Source organism: Bradyrhizobium sp. A11 (genome assembly GCF_042077125.1).
Classification (GTDB): Bacteria; Pseudomonadota; Alphaproteobacteria; order Rhizobiales; family Xanthobacteraceae; genus Bradyrhizobium; species Bradyrhizobium japonicum_B.
In genome coordinates, this window is record NZ_CP149509.1 from 583,260 (window position 1) to 602,485 (window position 19,226).

General features: G+C 64.1%; 25 protein-coding genes. 7 read left to right on the forward strand and 18 right to left on the reverse strand.

Features of this window, described 5'->3' with window-relative positions:
* The first annotated feature begins 9 nt into the window (after positions 1 to 9).
* The 3 genes from WI560_RS02665 (at position 10) to WI560_RS02675 (ending at position 2,364) form a co-directional block, all read left to right on the forward strand.
* On the forward strand, positions 10 to 1,569 hold the full coding sequence (locus tag WI560_RS02665; protein WP_375306784.1) for a hypothetical protein: 1,560 nt from the start codon (positions 10 to 12) through the stop codon (positions 1,567 to 1,569).
* A gap of 107 nt (positions 1,570 to 1,676) precedes the next feature.
* A complete protein-coding gene (locus WI560_RS02670; RefSeq protein WP_375308753.1) occupies positions 1,677 to 1,895 on the forward strand; it encodes a hypothetical protein in 219 nt (72 codons plus the stop codon).
* A 10-nt stretch (positions 1,896 to 1,905) separates the two neighbouring features.
* A complete protein-coding gene (locus WI560_RS02675; protein ID WP_375306785.1) occupies positions 1,906 to 2,364 on the forward strand; it encodes a hypothetical protein in 459 nt (152 codons plus the stop codon).
* 53 nt (positions 2,365 to 2,417) lie between these two features.
* On the opposite strand, the gene WI560_RS02680 is transcribed toward WI560_RS02675, so the two are convergent.
* From WI560_RS02680 to WI560_RS02700, 5 genes are all read right to left on the reverse strand, one after another.
* A complete protein-coding gene (locus WI560_RS02680) occupies positions 2,418 to 2,846 on the reverse strand; it encodes a hypothetical protein (protein WP_375306786.1) in 429 nt (142 codons plus the stop codon).
* A 22-nt stretch (positions 2,847 to 2,868) separates the two neighbouring features.
* A complete protein-coding gene (locus tag WI560_RS02685; RefSeq protein ID WP_375306787.1) occupies positions 2,869 to 3,222 on the reverse strand; it encodes a hypothetical protein in 354 nt (117 codons plus the stop codon).
* A gap of 58 nt (positions 3,223 to 3,280) precedes the next feature.
* Positions 3,281 to 3,784, reverse strand: a complete 504-nt coding sequence (locus WI560_RS02690; protein ID WP_375306788.1) for a hypothetical protein — start codon at positions 3,782 to 3,784, stop codon at positions 3,281 to 3,283.
* Positions 3,785 to 4,001: 217 nt separating this feature from the next.
* The gene (locus WI560_RS02695; RefSeq protein WP_375306789.1) at positions 4,002 to 4,388 is read right to left on the reverse strand and encodes a hypothetical protein; all 387 of its coding nucleotides are present in this window, start codon (positions 4,386 to 4,388) and stop codon (positions 4,002 to 4,004) included.
* A 72-nt stretch (positions 4,389 to 4,460) separates the two neighbouring features.
* Positions 4,461 to 4,805: a DUF1236 domain-containing protein gene (locus WI560_RS02700; RefSeq protein WP_375158462.1), complete on the reverse strand. Its 345-nt coding sequence runs from the start codon at positions 4,803 to 4,805 to the stop codon at positions 4,461 to 4,463.
* On the opposite strand from WI560_RS02700, the gene WI560_RS02705 reads away from it, so the two are divergent.
* Positions 4,792 to 5,019 (forward strand): hypothetical protein, encoded by a 228-nt coding sequence (locus WI560_RS02705; protein WP_375306790.1) that lies wholly within the window; start codon positions 4,792 to 4,794, stop codon positions 5,017 to 5,019. The genes WI560_RS02700 and WI560_RS02705 overlap by 14 nt on opposite strands.
* On the opposite strand, the gene WI560_RS02710 is transcribed toward WI560_RS02705, so the two are convergent.
* From WI560_RS02710 to WI560_RS02740, 7 genes are all read right to left on the reverse strand, one after another.
* Positions 4,995 to 5,336 (reverse strand): helix-turn-helix domain-containing protein, encoded by a 342-nt coding sequence (locus tag WI560_RS02710; RefSeq protein ID WP_375306791.1) that lies wholly within the window; start codon positions 5,334 to 5,336, stop codon positions 4,995 to 4,997. The genes WI560_RS02705 and WI560_RS02710 overlap by 25 nt on opposite strands.
* A 65-nt stretch (positions 5,337 to 5,401) precedes the next feature.
* Entirely contained in the window at positions 5,402 to 5,692 is a 291-nt protein-coding gene (locus WI560_RS02715) for a type II toxin-antitoxin system RelE/ParE family toxin (protein ID WP_375306792.1), read from the reverse strand.
* 190 nt (positions 5,693 to 5,882) lie between these two features.
* Positions 5,883 to 6,950, reverse strand: a complete 1,068-nt coding sequence (locus WI560_RS02720; RefSeq protein WP_375306793.1) for a M48 family metalloprotease — start codon at positions 6,948 to 6,950, stop codon at positions 5,883 to 5,885.
* A gap of 28 nt (positions 6,951 to 6,978) precedes the next feature.
* On the reverse strand, positions 6,979 to 7,440 hold the full coding sequence (locus WI560_RS02725) for a DUF2846 domain-containing protein (protein ID WP_028138805.1): 462 nt from the start codon (positions 7,438 to 7,440) through the stop codon (positions 6,979 to 6,981).
* 100 nt (positions 7,441 to 7,540) lie between these two features.
* Positions 7,541 to 8,563 (reverse strand): LLM class flavin-dependent oxidoreductase, encoded by a 1,023-nt coding sequence (locus WI560_RS02730; RefSeq protein WP_375306794.1) that lies wholly within the window; start codon positions 8,561 to 8,563, stop codon positions 7,541 to 7,543.
* Between the two features lie 184 nt (positions 8,564 to 8,747).
* On the reverse strand, positions 8,748 to 8,873 hold the full coding sequence (locus WI560_RS02735; RefSeq protein ID WP_375306795.1) for a hypothetical protein: 126 nt from the start codon (positions 8,871 to 8,873) through the stop codon (positions 8,748 to 8,750).
* A 577-nt stretch (positions 8,874 to 9,450) separates the two neighbouring features.
* On the reverse strand, positions 9,451 to 9,648 hold the full coding sequence (locus tag WI560_RS02740; protein WP_375306796.1) for a hypothetical protein: 198 nt from the start codon (positions 9,646 to 9,648) through the stop codon (positions 9,451 to 9,453).
* Between the two features lie 179 nt (positions 9,649 to 9,827).
* On the opposite strand from WI560_RS02740, the gene WI560_RS02745 reads away from it, so the two are divergent.
* Complete coding sequence (locus tag WI560_RS02745) at positions 9,828 to 10,079, forward strand: hypothetical protein (RefSeq protein ID WP_375306797.1); 252 nt, start codon at positions 9,828 to 9,830, stop codon at positions 10,077 to 10,079.
* A gap of 230 nt (positions 10,080 to 10,309) precedes the next feature.
* Complete coding sequence (locus WI560_RS02750) at positions 10,310 to 11,494, forward strand: HWE histidine kinase domain-containing protein (RefSeq protein ID WP_375306798.1); 1,185 nt, start codon at positions 10,310 to 10,312, stop codon at positions 11,492 to 11,494.
* Between the two features lie 698 nt (positions 11,495 to 12,192).
* On the opposite strand, the gene WI560_RS02755 is transcribed toward WI560_RS02750, so the two are convergent.
* The 4 genes from WI560_RS02755 to WI560_RS02770 all read right to left on the reverse strand — a co-directional run bounded on the left by WI560_RS02755 (position 12,193) and on the right by WI560_RS02770 (position 15,423).
* Positions 12,193 to 12,504 (reverse strand): hypothetical protein, encoded by a 312-nt coding sequence (locus WI560_RS02755; RefSeq protein ID WP_375306799.1) that lies wholly within the window; start codon positions 12,502 to 12,504, stop codon positions 12,193 to 12,195.
* A 908-nt stretch (positions 12,505 to 13,412) separates the two neighbouring features.
* A complete protein-coding gene (locus tag WI560_RS02760) occupies positions 13,413 to 14,051 on the reverse strand; it encodes a cation transporter (protein WP_375306800.1) in 639 nt (212 codons plus the stop codon).
* Between the two features lie 204 nt (positions 14,052 to 14,255).
* Positions 14,256 to 14,939 (reverse strand): class I SAM-dependent methyltransferase, encoded by a 684-nt coding sequence (locus WI560_RS02765; RefSeq protein WP_375306801.1) that lies wholly within the window; start codon positions 14,937 to 14,939, stop codon positions 14,256 to 14,258.
* A gap of 25 nt (positions 14,940 to 14,964) precedes the next feature.
* Entirely contained in the window at positions 14,965 to 15,423 is a 459-nt protein-coding gene (locus tag WI560_RS02770; RefSeq protein WP_375306802.1) for an Rrf2 family transcriptional regulator, read from the reverse strand.
* Between the two features lie 350 nt (positions 15,424 to 15,773).
* Between WI560_RS02770 and WI560_RS02775 the strand changes: the two genes are divergently transcribed.
* On the forward strand, positions 15,774 to 16,067 hold the full coding sequence (locus tag WI560_RS02775) for a DUF718 domain-containing protein (protein ID WP_375306803.1): 294 nt from the start codon (positions 15,774 to 15,776) through the stop codon (positions 16,065 to 16,067).
* A gap of 113 nt (positions 16,068 to 16,180) precedes the next feature.
* Here the strand turns inward: WI560_RS02775 and WI560_RS02780 are convergent, their stop codons facing one another.
* The gene (locus tag WI560_RS02780; RefSeq protein ID WP_375306804.1) at positions 16,181 to 18,202 is read right to left on the reverse strand and encodes a YgiQ family radical SAM protein; all 2,022 of its coding nucleotides are present in this window, start codon (positions 18,200 to 18,202) and stop codon (positions 16,181 to 16,183) included.
* 342 nt (positions 18,203 to 18,544) lie between these two features.
* Entirely contained in the window at positions 18,545 to 19,225 is a 681-nt protein-coding gene (locus tag WI560_RS02785; protein WP_375306805.1) for a GntR family transcriptional regulator, read from the reverse strand.
* Position 19,226 lies beyond the last annotated feature (1 nt).

A 19,226-nucleotide genomic window follows, 5' to 3' on the forward strand; every position in this document is an offset into this window, starting at 1 on the left:
GAACGATCGATGAGCGCCGGGGATTCACCGCAGGTCGAGACGGCGCAGGCCGGCCCATCGCCGCCGGCCTGGCGCGAGCTGGCCCTGATCTTCGGCCTGGCCGCGGCAACGATCGGCTCCGCGCCGATCCTGCACCTCGCCAATCCGATCCTCGCCATTGCCGTCGAGGTGCTCGTCGGCATCGCCATCGTCGTGGTGGTCCCGAGCTATGCGCCGGCCATCGCGATCTTCGTCCTGTTCTTCCAGAACCTGTTCGTCTCGATCCTGTCGCCGCTGGTGCCGCTACCGTCCGATCTCGACTTCATCAAGGGCTACAATTTCCTCATCTGCTCCGTGATGTGGCTGGCGACGTTCGGCCTCTACGTGTTGGGCCAGAGGGATCAATCGGCCGAGGTGAACCGGATCATGCGCTGGGGTGTCGTCACCCTCGCCGTGGTGTCACTGTATTTCGCGATCGGCTTCATCCAGGACGGACAGCCGGCGGCGGTCTATCTGCGCAACATCGTGCTGCCGCTGTTCCTGTTCCAGCTGTCGCTGCTGACGGCGGCGACCTATGAGGTGCGCATCACGCCGTTCCTGGTGACGCTCGCGGTCATCCTCATGTTGTGCGGCTATGTCGAGCTCGTCTTCCGCGATGTCTGGCTGGCCATCACCAACGGTTACACGTTCTGGGGTTTCGACGAGCTCAAGGCGACCCATTCGGGCGTCTGGGAAGCCCAGATGCGCCAGACCGGAAACGTGCCGGTCACTCTCCAGGATCGCTTCAGTTTCGACTTCCTGAACACGCCCCTGCTCGAAGGGTTCGGCCTGTCGAAGATGCTGCGCATCAACGGTCCGAACATGCACCCGATCAGCTTCGCCTATGGAGTCGGCTTTTGCGCCCTGTTCCTGTTCTCGGTCGGGCGTCCATTGCTGGCGCTCGCGGCGTTGCCGCTGCTGGTCTTTTGCAGCGTGAAGGGCGCGCTCATCGTGGTGATCTTCGTGGTCGCGGCGTGGATCGCGACCCGGCTGCTCGGCGCCGTGGTGACGTTGCTGCTCGGCTTCCTTGGCCTGATCGCCTTTGCGGTTCTGGCGATCCGCGTCGGCCTGCAGATCGGCGATTATCACGTCATCGGGCTGATGGGTGGATTGGATGGATTCGTGCAGAGACCCTTCGGCCGCGGTCTCGGCATCGGCGGCAATTTGTCGGACAGCTATTTCTCCATCGACTGGAGTGCCGCGCAGGCGGCCGGAACGATCGACGGCGCGGTCGAAAGCGCGATCGGCGTGCTGCTGTACCAGATGGGTATCGCCGCCTTCGTGCCGCTAGGCTTCTATGTCGCGGTGGCGCTCAAGGCCTGGCGGCTCTACGCCTCGTCGGGCTATCTGACGCAGGGTCTCGCCGGCTTCGGCGTCATGGTCGTGCTGATCAACGGATTGTTCCAGGAAGAGGCCTTGTTCGCGCCGCTCGCGCTCGGACTCATGCTCTCGCTCGCCGGGCTCGTCATCGGCAGCCATGTGAGAATGCAGAACGTCGCGCGCGAAGACGTGGAATTCGAGCGCCTCACGCGCTACCAGCCCGCGACGTAGCGGCGGCGGCACGCCGGCCGGACCTGCCTTCTCGGGCGCGCGCAGATCTCAGGAACTTCCGTTTTTTCCCGGCGTTGACCGAGGCCCGCACCAAGGGCCGATGCGCGATGAAGAACTTTTCCAACGCCGAATTTTCTCCGGAGATGATCGAGGTGATGACGGCCGCCCTGGAAGCCGCGGTTGCCACATTGCCGGAGCCCGTGCACGCCTCGCACGTCAACGCGCTCGCGGAATCCATCCTGCGCACGGCGGGGGCGGGCGAGCGCAACGTCGGGAATTTGCAGCGCATCGCTCTGCTGGAGCTGCAACTGGCGCCGCGCAAATGATGAGGCCGACATGAAGACGATGCTTGCTGCCGCCATGGCGCTATCTGTCACGCTCTCCGGCGCGAAAGCAGAGAGCTGGACAAGCTACCGGATTGCCGAGTCGGGGACCTCGGTCGACGTTCCCGTCTCGGTCTTCACGGAATTGGCCGGCAAGCCCGATGGTTACGGCCAGCAATTTCGCAGCTCAGACGGCAGAGCCGATCTCACTATCCAGGCCGTTTCCAACCGGCAGGGCCTTTCGCCGACAAAGTTCCTGGCCAGCAAGGATCCGCCGTCCGGCATCATCTATCAACGGATCACGCCGAGATTCTTCGTGGTCTCCAGTATCAAGCGCGACAAGATCTGGTACAACCGCTGCAATTTCTCGCGCGGCTACGTGCACTGCGTGCTGATCAATTATCCCGCGGCCGAGAAGCGGCAATGGGACCGCATCGTCACGCGGATCAGCCACAGCCTGAGCGCCAACTGAACAGGATCCAGCAAACAGCCGCCCGAGCAGGCTCGGGCGGCAGGTGGTGAGGTTTAGCGCGAGGTCGTCGACGTCGTCGACATGGTCGGCTTCGAGCCCGGCACGTGCGACATGGTCTTTGTGGTCGAGCCCACCTCCTGTCCGGCCTTGACCTTGGTCCGCGTATGCGAGCGGCTGAACGTGCCGCCCTCATGGGCTTGCGCGCGGGCGTTGGAATTCATCACCGGGCCGTTGCCCTTGTTCATGCTGACGCCGGTCTGCGACTTGCCGTTCACCGCCGCAGCGCTGCCACCGGCCGCGATCGACGAGCCGGTGCTGCCCGTTGCCGAGGTGGACGTACCACCGGTGCCGACCGTCGAGGCCGAGGTGCCGCCCGCGGCGGCCGATCCGGCGCTTCCGCCGGTGATGCTTTTCTGGGCGAGCGCCGGTGAAGCGGCGGCGAGCAGCAGTGCAACCGCCGAGGTCGTAAGCAAAGTCCTCATGTTTCAATCCTTTCGATGAATCTCAAGGTGACGAGGTCGAGATCGTGCAGCCGTTGACGGTGATGGTGCTGGCGCTGGTGGTGCCAGGACCGCCCGACGTCGACGAGGAGCTCGAGACATGGCCACCGCCCGCCTGCACATTCACGGACGATCCGCCGGCCGAGCTCGAGCTCGACAGCGAGCTGCTCGACGCCGTTGATCCCGTGGTGCTCGAACCCGACGAGCCGGCCGCGCTGATGCTGCCGTCTGCGTGCTTCACCACCGTGACCTTGCAGGTCTCGCCCGATGCCGTCTTGCCGGTTTTTTCCATAGTTTCCGCCGATGCAGCGCTACCCATCAGGGCCAGCGCCATGATCGCAACGATTGACTTGTTCATTGCGGCTCCTCCTCAACATGGACAAAGGGAGCGGCACGTGGCCGCTCCCGGGATCGGACTAGTTCTTGTCCTTCTTCCACTCGTCCTTGTTGTGGCCCTTGCCCTTTTCCATGCCCATGTCGCTGGCATGGCTGCCGGACTTGCCGTCGCCCATGCCGGGCGACTTCGACGCGCCCGACTGACCAACGGTCGAGCCACTGCCTGCGGCCGAGCCGCCGGTGCCGACGCTGGACGAGCTCTTGCCGCCGCCGGCCGATGAGCCTCCGGTGCCGAGCGTCGAGGCCGAGCCGCTGCCCGTGCCGCTACCCGCGGCCGAACCGCCCGTGCCCACGGTCGAGCTGCTGGTGCCGCCGCCGGCCGACGAGCCGCCGGTGCCGAGCGTCGAGGCAGAGCCCGACCCGCTGCCGCCGGCGGAAGAGCCGCCGGTACCGACCGTCGAGCTGCTGGTGCCGCCGCCCGCCGACGAACCGCCGGTGCCGACCGTCGAGCTCGATTGTGCCACGGCGAGCGCCGTGCCGGCGAGCAGCGCGGCCGCGGCCGCGGAAAGCTTCAGGATTCTCATGTCAGTCTCCTCCAGGGTTTTCAAAAACAAATCGCCAAATCAGGCTCGGGATAAACTGGCAATCGGGCAAACGTTCCTTCTGTCGGACACCTTGACGCGTTGATGCTGATTGGCGGACTCGGCGATGCGCAAGCCATCGCTCTCATTCATCCATCGTTCATCCGCACCTGGCGCGCAGCGCCATCGTGGGTTCCTGCAGCTTGGACTTTTCCGATCGTCACCTGACGATGGACAGAAGATGCGGGGAGGTCGCGCGGCCCGCAGGATCTGCATCGAAAGCGGCTGCTTGCGCCCCGCTGTTCCGAGCCGTCGGGTTGGTGTTTGTCGCCGGCGTTCGCGGTTCGACCATCGCCAGCGCGTTGCCGGCAGCATGGGCCGGCGGCTCCGCCGCAAGCAGAGGCGAGGAGGCCGTGGTGGCGATCTGAGTGGACGTGTCGAAGATGATCTTCTCAGGCCAGGGCCGCGCGGACCTGATACGAATATTGGTTCGTTCGACCTCCGGCCCTGCAGAAAGCTCGGCGAGCGGTGGCAGGGAGCGATCGAGTGCGAACAGCAACGCGAGGCTGAAGCAGCTTGCAAACAAGAAATATCGGACGATCGGCATCAGGCGCCACCGGGCAATGATAAAATGGAAAATGCGCGGCGGGCCGCTCCTCCACGACCCGCCGCGGTGGCGTTAGTCGACCTGCTGGACGACCATGCGCGTCTCGGGATCGACCAGCATCACGTGGCTGCCCGAATAGACGTAGCGATATTTGGTGAGCGACGGGCCCCAGTCGCTCGGAACGGTCGCGAGCTCGACGTCGCGCGGCACGGGCGAGCCGACCACGATCTTCTCGCGCGTTTCGACCGGGCGGATCTTGCGCTCGGTGACGTAGGACCGGATCTTGGTGCGATATTCCGGCTCGATCTGCACGGTTGCGCCGTGCCCGGCGCCGGTCGTCGTCGTCACGGTGGTCTGCGCCATCGCGCTGGTCGACACGAGCAGGGCGGCGGCCGATATCAGCATGAATCTCTTCATCGCATTCTCCCTCGCCGCTGCATGCGGCGCTGCGATGAACTCGCCATCCACCTGCCTGTTCCGTTCGCGGCGGAACGTTTGCCATTTTTTCCCGTTTCCTCCTCGAGAGCAGCTGATCGGAAGAGAGGGGAAAATGCCCGTACTGATTCTCTGGGCCGTGCCCGCCATCCTGGTCGTCGGCGGCGGCATCTATCTCATAAGCACCATGCAGTGAACGCGAAGGCGCCGAGGTGAGTGGCCGGGTGGCAGATCAGGCTGCTGATAGACGTACCCGGAACTTGCTGCCGGTAGCCTCGGCATCCGCAAGAGTGTCTTCGTGCTCGGCAGCGTTTGCCCGCTCTCAAGTCGGGCAATCGTCGACTGGCTGGTGCCCATGCGGGTGGCTAATTCGGCCTGTGAGAAGCCAGCTCGCAGGCGAGCCCGGAGCAGTTCAGCGGCAATCTCGAATTCCGGAGCGAGCGCGTCATACTCGGCCTTGACCTTTGGGTTGGCCAGAAGGCGAGCCTTGAGCTTGTCGAACGGGATTGTCATGTGACCTTCTTTCCATTTGGCACGATTGCCTATGACAAAACTAACCTTCTATTCGAGCGAGATTTTCATGTGATCTCATTGGCTCTCCGTAACGCCAGTTCAATCTCGGTACGTGAGGTCTTTTGCGTCTTCTTTATGAATGCCCGCACGACGACGACTCTTCGACCGATCGCGGTGACGTAGAGGGCGCGGGCAATTCCGTCACGTCCCGTCAACCGCAACTCCCAAAGCTTCCCTTCGAGGTGCTTGACGTGAGGCTCGCCGAGGCTTTCCAGGCCAACCGAGGCAATGCGCTCGGCAAGCCGCAGAAAGCGCGCCTGCATGTCGGCCGGAAGCGCAGCGATCTCCGCGACCACGGTTTCGTTGAGGATCGTGACTTGTCAGGGCACGGCCTGACGTTATCTCAATTTTGAGATGGCAAGAGGCGCCAAGCGTGAGTTGGGTTGCGGCTCGCGCGAACGGGTTGGACGCGCACAGCAGTGCCGCGACGCCATCCCAGAAGCAACTGGAAATGCACGACGGGCCGCTCATCCGCGGCCCGCACGTTCATCTGCCGACGCTGACCCACTCCTGGATCTTCTTTCGCCATTCATCATCGAATCGTAAGGTAAGTTCTTTGGCTGCATCCGGTGAGAGAAGCTGGTCAACTGCGGACGCTTGGACCTCGCCGACGTCAGGTATGTCGGTGTACCCGAGGCTCGCCAGCCGCTGGCCAAAAGGCGGATGTGTCGAATCGGGATCGTGCTCGCGGCTCAGACTGGCGGCGGTCATCGGTCCGGGCGCTCTTATGGCTGCGATCTGATCTAAGATACGCGCGAACGGCGGTGATGGCGCCTTGATTGCGCCGAGCACCTCCTTCTGCAGCGGAGCGAATACGAGATCGGTCAGACGTGCTCCACAAACCTCCATCATCACCAGCGCGCGTGCCATCTCCTCCCGTCCAACCTGCTCGGCTGCTTCGAGATCGGCGGCAAGCTCGTTCTCCCGTGACAATGCGCGGTATTCCTTCTCGAGCCTTTCGAGCAGGGAACGGAGGAGGATGTGGACAATATGTCCGGTAACGGTGTGGTCGGGATCGGCGTAGAAGAAAACGTTCTCCGCGGCTGCCATGAAATCCGCAAGGTTGGTCCCGCCCGAGGTGTGCCGAAGCCGGGCGTGCGCCACTTCATGAGCGATAACGGCACGAACCGCCCGCTGGTCCAGGATCATCAACAATGGCAGACCAACGGTCATCGTGACGTACTGCCCGAACAATCCGGCATACCGGCTCGCTTCCGAGATCGAAGCGTTGAAATCGGTGTCGATCAACAGAGTGCGGTTCGATCGGACGAAGCTGCGATCGAGCTCCTTCCATACGGCCCAGAGCCCCGGGGCAGTCTCCTCGTCGGCCTCGAAGCTGCGATGCTTGCGCGAAGGCAGGAACAGGAGCCCGATGGCGAGAGCCATCGCGGCCATGAAGGTTGTGAACACGATCGGTGCCGTGGCCAGCGCCGCAATCGTGTACCGGTCCATGATCATCAGCCAGCTGGCGAGGATCGTGCAGGCCAGCGCGACGACGGGAAGGACCGCATAGCGCCCAAGGCGCAGGATGATTTGCAGGACGAGGCGTTTCATCCGCGTGTCGGCAGCGGAGCGCCTCAGATCATGCCTTGCCACATGAGCTGTTGCTCTGATGCAAGCTGGCGACGTCTGCGCGGCCCTGGCTTTCCGTGACCTGAATCAACGTGATTGCACCGGGCGTGATGATTCCCATCTGCGGCTGGGCGGAGAGATAGGTGGTGCTGCCGGCGCGCAGATCGACGCTCACCTTCTCGCTTCCCTGCCCGAACAGATTGCTGCTCAGCGGAAGATTATTGACGGCAACCTCGTGCCGGCCCGGAGGCAGGTCGCAGGCCAGGAAACCCGCAGCCTGACTGCCTCCAACGGAGCGTCCGTCGACCGAATAGCTTGGCTGGATCGCGAAACCCAGGGCGGATGAGCGATAGACCACCAGCCTTGCAGTATTTGCCTTCACGTTATCTGTCAGAGCCGTGCTGCCCATCGGCCCTGACGCACACCCCGCAAGCAAGAAAGCCGCAACGAAGATCCCCGGACGCAAGCCCATTCCAACCCCCTGATTCAGTCCAACAGTCCCCGGGGGGATCATTGGCGGGGGTGGTGCGCGAAGTCAATCGCGACTTCTGGTCGTGCCGCGCCAGCTCATGTCAGCGCCACCCCAACGCCGGCGCGACGTGCTTCAGGATCGCCTCGATCGCGTGCGCGCAATAATCGACGCCGAGCTGGTTCGGAATCGTCAGCAGCAAGGTGTCCGCCTCGGCGATCGCCTCGTCCTGCTTGAGCTGCTCGACCAGCGCGTCCGGCTCCGCCGCATAGCTCCGGCCGAAGATCGCGCGGGTCTGCGGATCGATGAAGCCGATCTGGTCCTCGCCGCCGCGCTCTCCGCCGAAATAGGCGCGGTCGCGATCGTTCATCAGCGCGAAGATGCTGCGGCTGACGGACACGCGCGGCTCGCGGGCATGGCCGGCTTCCTTCCAAGCCGCGCGGAAGCTGCGGATTTGCGCCGCCTGCTGCACGTGGAAGGCTTCGCCGGTCTCGTCGTTCTTCAGCGTCGAGCTCTGCAGGTTCATGCCGAGCTTGGCCGCCCACACCGCGGTGGCGTTCGAGCCGGCACCCCACCAGATCCGCTCGCGCAGGCCCTGCGCATGCGGCTCCAGGCGCAACAGGCCCGGCGGGTTCGGAAACATCGGGTGCGGATTGGGCTCGGCAAATCCTTCGCCGCGCAAGAGGTCGAGGAAGACCTCGGCATGGCGCCGTCCCATGTCGGCATCGCTCTGGCCTTCGGCCGGGCGATAGCCGAAATAACGCCAGCCGTCGATCACCTGCTCGGGCGAGCCGCGGCTGATGCCGAGCTGCAGCCGGCCGCCGGCGATGAGGTCGGCGCTTCCGGCGTCCTCCACCATGTAGAGCGGGTTCTCGTAGCGCATGTCGATGACAGCCGTGCCGATCTCGATGCGGCTCGTCTTGGCGCCGACGGCGGCGAGCAGCGGGAAGGGCGAGGCGAGCTGCCGCGCAAAGTGGTGCACGCGGAAATAGGCGCCGTCGGCGCCCAACTGCTCGGCCGCGACCGCCAGCTCGATCGATTGCAGCAGCGTGTCGCCGGCGGAGCGCGTCTGCGATTGCGGCGAGGGCGTCCAGTGCCCGAAGGAGAGGAATCCGATCTTTTTCATGCGGGCAATCTAGGGATGATCGGCAGAATTTGCGAGACGCCGGTTGAGGGAAAGATCGGCGATCAGGTGCATGCTCCAGGTTATTGTTTGAGCATGATCTTTTCGGAGAACCGCTGCGCACTTCTCCGGATCATGCTAGTCGCCTCGTGAAAGCAGGCACAGGCTTGGACTGCTTGTGGTGTCCTCAGATCTCGCAACCGGTCAAATTCAACGCCTTGAGCAAGCCGCCGAACGCCTTGAGCCGGCAGGGCTCGGTCTCGCCGGCGGATTTTGCACGTTGAGCATTGGCAGCTCGCTTGACGACGGTCACCTTTGGCTTGGCCTTGGGACGTTCGGCGGTCGCCCTCGTTTTCGCATCGTGCCGAGGCCGGACAGTCGGTGCCGGCGCGGACGCGCCGACATGGACGTCCCGGGGAGCAACGGGGTTTTCGCCTGACGCTGCCTCTGCCGGCGTCACGCTTCCCGCGGCGGCAGTTTCGAGGCGATCGGCCTTTGCCAACGTTTCTTGCGACGCAGAGATGCCGGCGCTCTGCTCGGCAGGCGGCGGAACGATCGCGCGCCGCGATGGAGCCCTGAGCTCCATTGCTGACAGCATTCCCACGCTCAGCAGGATTAGGAGGCCCAACAACGCCATTCTCAGCATACGCGCCTCTAACCTCGGTTAGTGCAGCTGAGAATTCTCCGCGCCAATAAGGCAACTTTGCCGGCGGCGGGCCGACCTGCGGCGAATCATTTGCCGACAGGGTTAACGCTGGCGATCTGATGTCAGGCGGCGGGCCTCTTTCACGTCGTCGAATGGCGGCTACGACCTGTCGCTGCCATCGGCGCGGTGCCCGCTCCATGCCGCCGCTGGCGCGACCTGGGGGCGCGATCGCGCCAGCGGCGACTTACTTTTCGCTTGCTTCCGCTTGCTCTCGCTCCAGGTCGCCGATCAGCTTCCCGATGCGCTGCGTGGTCTTGGGATCTTTCGCGCCTCGCAGCAGGCGCTTGGATTGCTCTAAACGAAAAGCGACCTGCTCTTGGCGGGCGAGTTGGTCTTCCATCATTTGTTTTTCTCCAGTGAGGAAGACGATTGGCAGGGCCAATGGTTCAGATCCATCGTGCCAAGGCGCGGCGCTCCGCTCGACTGCACAAGGCCATCTGGCATCGGAACGAACCAGCCAAGCAAGCGAGTTGAGGAGGGGGAACGATAGCTCGTGATGGTTGTTGTCCTGACGGATCCTCGAACGTGGCGGGATCGAAGACCAGAAGTCAGCAGAACTAAATGGTGAAATCCCTGTCGTCCCTCGCGATTTTCATGCTCCTCGGAGCGGCAGTGATCGCTTTGCCGCCTTTTGCTCCAAAAGTGCAGGCGGATGAGCTCGTGGCGCTGGCCAAAGGCGACCGGCTCGAAATCCGGGCCGCCTTCCCAGATTGCTCGGCACAGATCTGGCCGGACTTTACCACGTCCTGTTTGCGGCATGCCGGCTCTGGAACGAAGATCCAGGAAGCTCGCCTCGTGACTGCCCGCCGATAGTTCGGTCCTCGTTCGAGCAGTTCTCCTGAGGGATCAGGCTCCAGTTCTTCCTGTCTGAACCAGCCGATCAGACCGGCGCGCTGAGACGAGACAGCCGGGCGCGGCGAATTGGCTGGCCTTCTCCTCTCGAAAAGCGCAGCAATGGGCGCGGACTCGGTCCACGCCATCGGCTTACGAGCATTCGCGGGCGCCGAGACTACCTCGGCCCGCCGAGAGAGAGCGAGATCACCATGTCGACAGATCCAGTTCAGGTGCCGAACGTTCTCATCGTGGAGGACGAGATGATCCTGCGGATGCGTGCGGTCGACATTGTGGAGGATGCCGGGTTCTGTCCCATCGAGGCGATCAATGCCGACGAGGCAATCTCGGTTCTGGAGTCCCGATCGGACATCTCGCTGCTGCTGACCGACATTCAAATGCCGGGAAGTATCGATGGCCTCAAGCTCGCCCATGCGGTGCACGAGCGCTGGCCCTCGATCAAGATCATTCTGGTGTCCGGCCAGGTCAAGCCGTCCGAGGCGGAACGGCCGGCGAACAGCAGGTTTTTCGGTAAACCGCTCGGTGTCGAGCAAATGATCACCGAGCTCAAGGCGATGGTGGGCGCCGGTGCTTTGCAGATCGTTCCGACGGCAGGCGACTGGACGCTCGGTGGCGCATTTGACGACGCGCGCGCCTCCCCCTCCCGGTCGGAGCAGGAGGCTTCCCTGTCCGCCGAGAACGACAGTCTTCGCTTGCTGCTGGAACAGGCCGAGATCGACGCGCGGGCGCTGATCATTCAGGCCGGCATCGACGCCGAGCAGCGAAGTGCCGCCGACAAATTGCAGAAGCTGATCCTCGGCGAGCTTCATCATCGCGTCAAGAATACGCTTGCCATGGTGAGTGCGATCGCGTCCCAGAGCTTCCGCGGAGCGCCGAGCATCGAGCACGGACAGAAGGCGATGGAGGGCAGGCTGCTTGCATTGGGGCGTGCCCATGATCTGCTGATGCAGGTGAGTTGGGCCGATGCGAGCCTTACCCACACGCTGAGCAGCGCAACGGAGCCCTACGACAGTCAGGGCGACAGACGTTTCCACTTCAATGGACCGGATATCAGGATTAGCTCCGTCGCCGTCATTGCGCTTGCGATGACGTTCAACGAGCTGTGCACCAACACGACCAAGTTCGGCGCCCTGTCCGTCCCGACAGGCCGCGTTGAGATTTCCTGGGCGATCGACGAGGTGAAGCAGCGGCTTCGCCTGGTCTGGACCGAAAGGGGCGGGCCGCCGGTCGAGCCGCCAACGCGGCGGAGTTTCGGCACCCGGATGATGGGATCTCTGGGCCAGCAATTGACCGGGCAGGTGAGCCTTGCATATGAACGGGGCGGATTCGTTTACGCACTGGACGTGCCACTCGGCTCGGTCGCCGCGGTCGCTTGAGCCGGTTTTGCTTAAGCCGTGAGAGATCGACGTCCCGGTAGCCCGGGATGGACGGCAAATCGTGCCAGCGGTGCAAGACGCGGTCTGCCGGGTCTTGCCGGCCGTGGACGGGCGTCAGCTGGCGCGCGTGCCGAAATGTCTGAGCATTTCAACGGCGTTCTGGAGGATCATAGCCTCTTGCATCGCCGCTGCGCGCTCCTCGCCCAGCGGCATATTCCGGGCTCTGTCGCGAGCGTCCGATGCCTTGACGTCCAGCTTGCAAACGAGGGATGGCTGCGCCGGCGCCGCCTGGCGGAGCCGTATGCAGGCCTGAGCAGATGGTGCGGGTCCCGTGAAGTGATCTACCATTGAAGCAGCATCGCAAAAGCGATCGGCAGCACGAAAAAGATCGGTAGCAGCACGGGCGGAACAAGCCACTCGCAAATGATGGACGGGGAGATTCGTGACATGTGACCGCCTCTTGGTCGCGGCGGGAGCGTGATGCTCTCAGTCACCGATGATAGCCGAGGGGCGTGCGGTGATATCAGTGATATGGCGTTCCACGCCCGGAATAGCCAGAGCAGCGTGACAATTTAGGTGATCGATGCTTGTTTGCGCATCAGCTTTCCTCCGCGTAGCCACACGCTGCGCGGTCGCCTGAGAGACACAAAAAAGGCCGCGGATTGCTCCGCGACCTCTTGCATTGGCTCGCTTGTCGCTCAGTAGGTGCCGATCCCGACGCTCACGCCGGGAGCGCGGATGCCGACGCCGCCGCGGTCTTCATAGCCATAGCCGCGCCGCTCGATGTAGCGCTCACGTGGTGCATATCCGTAGGCATCGCGCCCTTCGCGGATGATGACGCGCTTTTCGCTACGTTGGCGCCAGCACCGTCCATCCTCGTTGCAGACCATGCGAACGTTTTGAAGGTTGCTCTCCGGCGTCGGCGATGCGCCGAGGGAAAGCGGGGCTGCCGAAGCGGCGGTCACGATAAGTGTACTGGCCGCGGCTGCTAAGACTGTGAGAATTCTCATGAAGTATCTCCCGAAAGAAGTTTGTGTCAGTGAGCCAATAGACTCGGGGAACGATGGTTCCAGGAGTGCAGGAAGAAACTCTTCCGCGGAATGAATCTGTTCGCCACGCCCGGCTGCCTCCCGCCGCAGCAGGCGCGCAATCGGTTCATGCCCGACCTGAGCTCTCGCCGCGTCACTTCACCAGCTGCATCAGATCGAGCAATGCATTCTGATTTGCATTTCATGGCCTACGTGTTCTTCCCCGGCCTGGTTACTCCGCGAGAAAGGTGCTCAGGCCTGGCTGCGCTTGCCGCGGGAGTGGCGGCAAGGGGACGTCGTGACCGCAGGAATTGGATCATGTTCGACGCAGCGCATGATCGCTTCTACGACCGCGGAATCCTGCGACGAATCTCATAGGAACGTTTGCATGCGGCCTTGATTGGCATGTCATTGTCAACCGGAGTTTGAACAATGCGAAAGACAATCTTCTCAGTCGCCATGTGTGCGTTGCTTGCCGGCGCTTCGATCGGTTTCGCCCATGCGCAGGCAGGCGGTGGAGGCGGCGCGGGTGGGGGCGCTGGTGGAGCGGGCGGCGCTGGTGCCAGCGCGGGAGCTGGAGGAACCGGCGCCGGCTCGGCGAGCGGAACGACCGGTGCAGCCGGACCAGGGCCGGGCGGTATTGGTGCCGGGGGCGGCGGATCCAGCGCTGCGACCGGCGGAAATGGCGCGGGTAACGCCGGCATGGGCGGCCCCCAGACCACCCGTCCCGGCGGGTCCAACGATCCGACCCGGCGGTAACAAGATCGTCGCCTTATGATTGAAGAAGGGGAAGCTGCGGGGTTGATCTCAGCAGCTTCCCCAGAAGTCTCGTCAGATGAAGTCGCCAGATGTGAAGGCCCATGGCTGGCTTACGCACCTCCGGCAGGAGGCTACTCGGCGGGCGCAGCCGACGGTCGGCGCATCTCTTCCAGCGACTGACGGAGAATCTGCATCGCAGAGGAAAGGAACAGGCCCGCCATCAGGGCCGCGACAATCAGGTCGGGCCATTTCGAGGCCGTGAGCCAAACGGCTCCCGCCGCGATCATAACGGCGACGTTGCCGATGGCATCGTTCCGCGAGCACAGCCAGACCGACCTGACGTTGGCGTCACCATCCTTGTACTTCATGAGCAGGAGGACACTCGTGACGTTTGCCGCCAAGGCCAGGAAGCCGACGGCGCCCATGATCTCCGCTTGCGGAATGCCAAGGATCAGCACGTGATAGGCCGTCGATCCAAACACCCACAAGCCCATCAGGAACAGGGATAGCCCCTTGAACAAGGCTGCCTTGGCACGGGTTGTCGCCGAGGTGCCGATAGCGGCAAGGGTGATGCCGTAGGTCAGCGCGTCGCCCAGGAAATCCAGCGCGTCCGCTTGCAGCGCCTTCGAGCCGGCCAGATGGCCACCGCCGGTTTCAACGATGAACATCCCAGCATTGATTCCGATGACCAGCCAGCGCCGTCGCCGGTAATCTGCGGAAAGACCCTCGAACCTTGCTTCACTGCCGCAGCAACCGCCGCAACCAGACATCTGGCGCCTCCGCTTTGGGGGAATATGGGAGGATTTGCCGCAACGTGCAATCGGCCAAGGGCTGCTACTGGCCCTGCCGTTGAAGCGGTGTTCGGTTCGGAACGCGGAACGGACGCGGCCCGTGGCGCCGGCGAATGAATCGTGATGCGGGCCTGTTACCCGGCATTGCAGGATGCCCGGCCCGGTTGGCGAAGCCGTGCCGCCTCACGCGTAGGCCACCCAGCCGCGGAAGGCGAAGCCGGTATAGAACAGGGCCGGATCGGAGAAGCCGGCCTCGCGCAGGATCGCCTCGTCCTGGGCCGGCGTGAGGATCTCCAGATGGTTGGTGACGGCGTCTCGCGCGGCTGCCGCCTTGTCGGGCTCGACGCCGGAGAAGGCCAGGAACGCGGAGTATCGCGACAGCCATCGCGGGCGTTCCTCGAAGCCGTCGGGCGCGCTCAGATGCGCAACCACGAAGGGCGCGCGTGGTTTGAGCCTGCGGCGGACCTCCGAAGCAATGCGGCGCCGCTCCGCGATATCGACGAAGTGCAGAGTGAGCAGGCAGGTGGCGCCGTCGAACGGTCCCTCCGGGGCATCATCGATATAGCCCTGGTGAAAGCGCGCGCGTGATGCGAGCTCTCCCAGAGTCTGCCCGGCCAGCGCGAGCATCGGTCCCGACGGGTCGACGCCGTCGAAGCGCCAACCGGGATGCGCCTGTGCAAAGGCCTTGAGTTCCAGGCCGCCGCCGGCGCCGAGGACCAGCACCTGCCCGTCGTTGGGGACGCTCTCGGCCAGCAGAATGGACGCCATGGACTGCATGGCGTCATAGCCCGGCACGAACCGCCGCGGCCCTTCGGTGTATCGGGCCACGAATTGCGGATCCGAGAATGCGGCTTGAATGTCGGTCATGATGTGGTCCCGTGATTGGAGCCGTTCACGCGCGATGCGCGCCGATGTCGTGAATCTTTCGAGAGCCGAGCCGCTTGCGCAGGTCCTCGCTCAGCATCGCCAGCGTCACCTCGCCGAGGCGCGCCAGCAGCAGCGCCTCCGCATCACCAAAGGCCTGATCGAGCGCGGCATTGACGGCCTGCTCGACCAGGCAGCCGGGTGCTTCGGTGCGGTTGCCCATCGCCAGCAGCGAGGGACTGCCGAGCGCGGCATAGATATCGCGCAGCGTGACCTTCGACAGATCGCAGGCGAGCGTCCAGCCGCCGCCGTGCCCTTTCTCCGAGCGCACGTAACCAATCTCCCGCAGGCCCGCCATGATGCGTCGGATCACCACGGGGTTGGTGTCCATGGCTTTCGCCAGCGTCTCGGACGTGAACGGCCCCGGCTGCTGGGCCATGTGCAAGAGGACGTGCAGCACGCCGGATAATCGGCTGTCTCGCTTCATGTAACTTTATATGTTACATGACGGGGAGGAAGTCAACCAGATGCGGAGGTGGGCGCGGCGCCCCCTGTTTTGCCCGACGACGCAACAGGATCTTGCTCGGCACATCGGCCGCGTTTGGACGAGCCGTAAGCCATTGATCCTGCTGGCCCGGCCTACTGTGCATGGGGTTGTTTTCGACATTTTTTGTCTTGGCTGGCCTGAACCATCGCAGGCGGCCCGGCATGCTGATTTGTCACGGTGACGGCCCCCATGCGCGAGAGGCAACATTCGATCGGGGCGACGTCATGGACTTTTCGTCCTGTCCCTCACACGGCGCCCGTTTTCATCCATCCATTTTTCGGAGGCGCGTCATGCAGGTTTACAACGTGGTGAAGTTCAAGGTGAAGCAGGGCGAGGAGGCCGCCTTCCTCGACGCGCATCGCAACGGCAAGGCCAAATGGCCCGGCCTCGAGCAAGGCGTCATCGTCAAGACCGGCGAGCAGACCTTCTGTCTGATCGGCACCTGGGCCAGCCAGGATGCGATGGCCGCGGCGCGTCCTGCGATGATCAAGACCCTCGACAGCTTCAGGTCGGTGCTCGAAGACCAGGGCAACGGACGCGGCGTGACCGACGCCGTGTCGGGCGAGGTCGTGCTGGCTCTATAAAGCATGATCCGGAAAGGTGCGCAGCGGTTTTCCGAGAAGATCATGCTTACACAACCTAAAGCGCGATGACGATTCATCCTCATCGCATCGCGCTTTAGTACGCGAGCCAGCCGCTACTTCATCACCCGCAGGCCCTTGGTCGTGAACTTCTGCGTCCTGCCGCCGGGGCGCACCGGTCGCCGCGTGCCCGCGGCCTTGCCGGTGCCGGGCGGTTGGTGTGCCGGCACGAGCTGGTGCGGCTGTGAGCCGATCAGGTCGCGGCGGCCCATCTCGATCAGGGCCTCGCGCAGCACCGGCCAATTGTCGGGATCGTGGTAGCGCAGGAAGGCCTTGTGCAGGCGGCGCTGGCGCAGGCCCTTGATGGCCTCGACCTTGTCGCTGCCGCCGTGGCGCACGCCGCGCAGGGGATTGACGCCGGTGTGGTACATCGCGGTCGCCGTCGCCATCGGCGAGGGCAGGAAGGTCTGCACCTGGTCGGCGCGGTAGCGGTTCTTCTTCAGCCAGAGCGCGAGGTTCATCATGTCCTCGTCGGTCGTGCCCGGATGCGCCGCGATGAAATAGGGAATCAGGTAATATTTCTTGCCGGCGCGCTCGGCCGCTTCGTCGAACATGCGCTTGAACTTGTCGTAGGCGCCGATGCCCGGCTTCATCATCTTGTCGAGCGGACCGCGCTCGGTGTGCTCAGGTGCGATCTTGAGATAGCCGCCGACGTGATGGGTGACGAGCTCCTTGATGTATTCGGGGCTTTCGACGGCGAGGTCGTAGCGCACGCCGGAGGCAACCATCACCTTCTTGATGCCACGGGTCTCGCGCACCTTGCGATAGAGGCGGATGAGGTCGTCATGCGAGGTGTTGAGGTTCGGGCAGATCTCCGGGAAGACGCAGGACGGCCGCCGGCACGCCGCCTCGACCTTGGGGTCCTTGCACGCCATCCGGTACATGTTGGCGGTGGGGCCGCCGATGTCGGAGATCACGCCGGTGAAGCCCGGCGTCTTGTCGCGGATCTTCTCGATCTCGCGGAGAATAGAACCTTCGGAGCGGTTCTGGATGATGCGGCCCTCGTGCTCGGTGATCGAGCAGAAAGTGCAGCCGCCGAAGCAGCCGCGCATGATCGTGACCGAGAACTTGATCATGTCCCAGGCCGGGATCCTGGCCTCGCCATAGGACGGATGCGGCGCGCGCGCGTAGGGCAGGTCGTACACCGCGTCCATCTCCTCGCTGGTGAGCGGGATCGGCGGCGGGTTGAGCCAGAGGTCGCGGTCGCCATGACGCTGCACCAGCGGTCGCGCATTGCCGGGGTTACTCTCCCGGTGCAGCACGCGCGAGGCACGCGCATAGGCTTCCTTGTCCTGCTCGACCTGCTCCAGCGCCGGCAGCCGAATGACGGTCGCGCCCTTCTGGCGCGTCGCGCCTTCGTCGGCGGAATCGAGATCGTCAGCGTGCAGCTCGGTGTAGTCCTCCGGGACTTTTCGGAACAGCGCGACACCCCTGATGTCGTCGAGCGAACGCGGCGCTTCGCCGGCGGCGAGCCGATGCGCCACCTCGACGACGGCGCGCTCGGCATTGCCGTAGAGCAGCAGATCTGCCTTGGCGTCGGCCAGCACCGAACGGCGCACCTTGTCGGACCAATAATCGTAATGCGCGATCCGGCGCAGCGAGGCCTCGATGCCGCCGAGCACGATCGGGACGTCCTTGAACGCCTCGCGGCAGCGCTGGGCGTAGACAACGGTGCAGCGGTCCGGCCGCTTGCCGCCCTCACCGCCCGCCGTATAGGCGTCGTCGCTACGGATGCGGCGGTCGGCGGTGTAGCGGTTGACCATGGAATCCATGTTGCCGCCGGTGACGCCGAAGAACACCTTTGGCTTGCCCAGCACCTTGAACGGCTCGGCCGAGTGCCAGTCGGGCTGCGAGATGATGCCGACGCGAAAGCCTTGCGCCTCCAGCAGGCGGCCGATGATCGCCATGCCGAAGCTCGGATGGTCGACATAGGCGTCCCCCGTCACCAGCACGATGTCGCAGGCGTCCCAGCCGAGCGCATCCATCTCGGCGCGGCTCATAGGGAGGAACGGCGCCGGCTTGCGCGGCTGGGCCTGGGCCATCAGCGGCTTTGCGGCGGTGGCGATCTGGGTGTCCATGGCGGATACGCATAGGACCCCGGGCTCCCGAATACAACCGACGGACGCGCGAAAGATCGCAGGTTCCGGGGTCGCCAGGAACCATCGGTCCTGATGGACATTCTGATGGAGGGTTGCGGCAGCCCGGCTCGCGCGCGCCCGCGAAGGTCCGCCTGTGGCGATGGGGGAGCTGTGAGCACGGTCATAGAGAACTTGCTGTTGCGGAAGCAGAAGCTCGTGGAACAGCTCGAAAAGGCGCCGTCGGTCGAGGATCGCGACAAGATCGAGCACCAGCTCGAGCAGATCAACACCGCGCTGGATTTCCTGGACAGGTCGGGCTCGAGGGACGCGAAATAATCGCGATCAATCCGCTTTCGGCGTCTCCACCTTCAAGGCCCTGGCATAGACCACGCCCGAATTGGTGATGTGCGTCGTCATCAAGTCCTCGAAGGCGGCGAGCTCGCCGCGCGCGAACAGATCGAGCAGCTTGCGATGCTCGTCGAACGAGGTGCGGGTCCGCACGTCGATCGGCGAGGTCAGGTTGGTGCGGAGCGCGGCGACGCGGCCGGAGACCAGCTGATAGGATTCGGCGAGATAGCGGTTGCCGCAATGGGCGAACAGCGCCTCGTGAAAGGCGGTATCCGCGCGCCCATAGGCGATGTTGTCCTTCGCCGCGACCGCCGGCTCCATCGCCGCGATCGCCTGGCTCATCGCCGCGATTGCACCGTCGCGGTCGTGACGATAGGCCAGCTCGGCGGCCTTGGGCTCGAGCGCGATACGGAAGGTGCAGAGCGCGTTGATGTCGTCCGCGCTCGGGGTGAACACGAAACTGCCGACCTGCGGCCGGATCATGACGAGGCCTTGCGCCTGCAGCTGGCCCATCGCCTCACGCACCGGCGTGCGGCTGACGCCGAAGGAATTGGCCACCATCTCCTCGGAGATGGCGGCGCCCAACGCGAACTCGCCGTCGATGATCGCCTGGCGCAGCCGCTGCATCACCCGCTGCGACAGCGATTTCGGCGCATCGAGCTTGAGCGAGCGCATC

Excerpts from the sequence above, each read along its gene's own strand:
- WI560_RS02665 (WP_375306784.1), top strand. The coding sequence starts at position 10 with ATGAGCGCCGGGGATTCACCGCAGGTCGAGACGGCGCAGGCCGGCCCA.
- WI560_RS02670 (WP_375308753.1), top strand. The coding sequence starts at position 1,677 with ATGAAGAACTTTTCCAACGCCGAATTTTCTCCGGAGATGATCGAGGTG.
- WI560_RS02675 (WP_375306785.1), top strand. The coding sequence starts at position 1,906 with ATGAAGACGATGCTTGCTGCCGCCATGGCGCTATCTGTCACGCTCTCC.
- WI560_RS02680 (WP_375306786.1), bottom strand. The coding sequence starts at position 2,846 with ATGAGGACTTTGCTTACGACCTCGGCGGTTGCACTGCTGCTCGCCGCC.
- WI560_RS02685 (WP_375306787.1), bottom strand. The coding sequence starts at position 3,222 with ATGAACAAGTCAATCGTTGCGATCATGGCGCTGGCCCTGATGGGTAGC.
- WI560_RS02690 (WP_375306788.1), bottom strand. The coding sequence starts at position 3,784 with ATGAGAATCCTGAAGCTTTCCGCGGCCGCGGCCGCGCTGCTCGCCGGC.
- WI560_RS02695 (WP_375306789.1), bottom strand. The coding sequence starts at position 4,388 with ATGCCGATCGTCCGATATTTCTTGTTTGCAAGCTGCTTCAGCCTCGCG.
- WI560_RS02705 (WP_375306790.1), top strand. The coding sequence starts at position 4,792 with ATGAATCTCTTCATCGCATTCTCCCTCGCCGCTGCATGCGGCGCTGCG.
- WI560_RS02700 (WP_375158462.1), bottom strand. The coding sequence starts at position 4,805 with ATGAAGAGATTCATGCTGATATCGGCCGCCGCCCTGCTCGTGTCGACC.
- WI560_RS02710 (WP_375306791.1), bottom strand. The coding sequence starts at position 5,336 with ATGACAATCCCGTTCGACAAGCTCAAGGCTCGCCTTCTGGCCAACCCA.
- WI560_RS02720 (WP_375306793.1), bottom strand. The coding sequence starts at position 6,950 with ATGAAACGCCTCGTCCTGCAAATCATCCTGCGCCTTGGGCGCTATGCG.
- WI560_RS02725 (WP_028138805.1), bottom strand. The coding sequence starts at position 7,440 with ATGGGCTTGCGTCCGGGGATCTTCGTTGCGGCTTTCTTGCTTGCGGGG.
- WI560_RS02730 (WP_375306794.1), bottom strand. The coding sequence starts at position 8,563 with ATGAAAAAGATCGGATTCCTCTCCTTCGGGCACTGGACGCCCTCGCCG.
- WI560_RS02745 (WP_375306797.1), top strand. The coding sequence starts at position 9,828 with ATGGTGAAATCCCTGTCGTCCCTCGCGATTTTCATGCTCCTCGGAGCG.
- WI560_RS02750 (WP_375306798.1), top strand. The coding sequence starts at position 10,310 with ATGTCGACAGATCCAGTTCAGGTGCCGAACGTTCTCATCGTGGAGGAC.
- WI560_RS02755 (WP_375306799.1), bottom strand. The coding sequence starts at position 12,504 with ATGAGAATTCTCACAGTCTTAGCAGCCGCGGCCAGTACACTTATCGTG.
- WI560_RS02760 (WP_375306800.1), bottom strand. The coding sequence starts at position 14,051 with ATGTCTGGTTGCGGCGGTTGCTGCGGCAGTGAAGCAAGGTTCGAGGGT.
- WI560_RS02765 (WP_375306801.1), bottom strand. The coding sequence starts at position 14,939 with ATGACCGACATTCAAGCCGCATTCTCGGATCCGCAATTCGTGGCCCGA.
- WI560_RS02770 (WP_375306802.1), bottom strand. The coding sequence starts at position 15,423 with ATGAAGCGAGACAGCCGATTATCCGGCGTGCTGCACGTCCTCTTGCAC.
- WI560_RS02775 (WP_375306803.1), top strand. The coding sequence starts at position 15,774 with ATGCAGGTTTACAACGTGGTGAAGTTCAAGGTGAAGCAGGGCGAGGAG.
- WI560_RS02780 (WP_375306804.1), bottom strand. The coding sequence starts at position 18,202 with ATGGACACCCAGATCGCCACCGCCGCAAAGCCGCTGATGGCCCAGGCC.
- WI560_RS02785 (WP_375306805.1), bottom strand. The coding sequence starts at position 19,225 with ATGCGCTCGCTCAAGCTCGATGCGCCGAAATCGCTGTCGCAGCGGGTG.